This window comes from Aquibacillus saliphilus, from assembly GCF_020404745.1.
Taxonomy (GTDB): Bacteria; Bacillota; Bacilli; order Bacillales; family Amphibacillaceae; genus Aquibacillus; species Aquibacillus saliphilus.
Map to the genome: position 1 here is coordinate 1 of NZ_JAIZAP010000036.1, position 1,841 is coordinate 1,841.

General features: G+C 41.7%; 3 protein-coding genes. All 3 read left to right on the top strand.

Going from position 1 to position 1,841, the window contains the following annotated elements:
* A partial coding sequence (locus LD272_RS21210) for a hypothetical protein (protein ID WP_226038589.1) occupies positions 1–261 on the top strand: 261 nt, incomplete at its 5' end.
* A gap of 68 nt (positions 262–329) precedes the next feature.
* A complete protein-coding gene (locus LD272_RS21215; RefSeq protein WP_226038590.1) occupies positions 330–623 on the top strand; it encodes a transposase in 294 nt (97 codons plus the stop codon).
* A complete protein-coding gene (locus LD272_RS21220; protein WP_226038591.1) occupies positions 620–1,510 on the top strand; it encodes an IS3 family transposase in 891 nt (296 codons plus the stop codon). Before LD272_RS21215 ends, LD272_RS21220 begins: the two co-directional genes overlap by 4 nt.
* Positions 1,511–1,841: the final 331 nt, after the last annotated feature.

A 1,841-nucleotide genomic window follows, 5' to 3' on the forward strand; every position in this document is an offset into this window, starting at 1 on the left:
GATTTATTCTCACTCAGCGTCCCGGAATGCGCACTCAATCTGGATTTATTCTTACTCAGCGTCCCGGAATGCGCGCTCACCCCGGGTTTATTCTCACTCAGCGTCCCGGAATGCGCACTCATCCCGGATTTATTCTCACTCGCCGTCCTGGAATGCGCGCTCACCCCGGATTTATTCTCACTCAGCGTCCCGGAATGCGCGCTCACCCCGGATTTATTCTCACTCAGCGCCCCGGAATGCGCACTCATTAAGTTAGTCTAAAAAGTGGACACGTCAAAATGAGTATTCAGTTATAATTAAAGTAACTATTGAAAAGGGCGTGTTTTTAAATGGGGAAGCATTATGATGATGAATACAAAGAGTATGTAGCGAAGTTAATCGTGGAGGAAGGTAGAACCGCAACTGATGTTGCACATGAATTGGAAATACCTCTTGGTACGTTAAGAAGGTGGGTACAAAGCCATAAAAAGAAAGTGAATGCGGCTAATGATCCGGTTGGTTATATGACTCCTACTGAGGTGAAGAAGCTTAAAGAAGTACACCGAAAAGAAATCGATAAGCTTAGGGAGGAGACCGAGATTCTAAAAAAGGCCATGCACATCTTCACGCAAAACCAAGAGTGAAGTTCGAATTCATCTATACCCATAGAGATGAATACTCCGTTGTGAGGATGTGCGTCGTACTGAATGCTTTTAAGAGTAGTTATTATAATTGGTTAAAAAACTATGAGCGAAACCCGACTGAAAAAGAGGAAAGAAGAGAAGAAATTAAACAAAAGATTAAGAAGTCCTTTCATGAGAGTTTTGGGACGTACGGTAGTCCTAGAGTCCATGATGACCTTGTTGAATGGGGATACGTTGTATCTCAAAAGACAGTAGCTCGATTTATGAAAGAGATGGGCTTAAGGGCAACGCCAGAGGAAACGTATGTAGTGACTACAGATTCCGATCATGATCTCCCTATTTACCCAAATATCCTGGGCCAGAATTTTGGTGCAGAAAACCCTAATGAAGTCTGGGTAACGGATATTACTTACATTAGAACGTTAGAAGGATGGCTTTATCTCGCAACTGTTATGGATTTATTTTCCAGAAAAGTAGTTGGCTGGAGCGCAGGACGAAACATTACCAAGGAGTTAGTGTTAAAGGCATTAAGAATGGCAATAACCACTCGTCAACCTGAGGAAGGGTTAATTCATCACTCTGATCGAGGCTCTCAATACTGTTCAAATAATTACATTCATAAACTGAATGAGAATAACATGAAAATTAGTATGAGTAGAACGGGAAATCCATATGACAATGCTTGTATCGAGTCTTTTCACGCTACTATTAAGAAAGATTTAGTGTATAGAAGGCGCTTTAAAACCCGAGAAGAGGCGGAAAAGGCTGTTAACTATTACATTAGCAACTTTTACAATGAAAGAAGAAAACACTCAACACTAGGTTATTTGTCACCTAATAAATATGAGCGCGAGTATGATTTTAGATTAGAAGAAATCATCTCATAAAGTAATCAATTTAATGTAGAGGTGAAAAGTTGAATTAACTCTTCACCTCAAAAAAAGCATTAGAAAGTAAGTCTAACTAGTATTAAACAATTTAGCTACTCATTTTTATATGTCTATTTTATTGACAGAATACCACTCACCCCGGATTTATTCTCACTCAGCTCCCGGAATGCGCACTCACCCCGGGTTTATTCTCACTCAGCGTCCCGGAATGCGCGCTCACCCCGGATTTTTTCTCACTCAGCGCCCCAGAATGCGCGCTCACCCCGGATTTATTCTCACTCAACGTCCCGGAATGCGCACTCACCCCGGGGTTATTCTCACTCAGCGT

Bases quoted from the DNA above. Each gene is read 5' to 3' on its own strand.
- LD272_RS21215 (WP_226038590.1), top strand. From the start codon at position 330: ATGGGGAAGCATTATGATGATGAATACAAAGAGTATGTAGCGAAGTTA.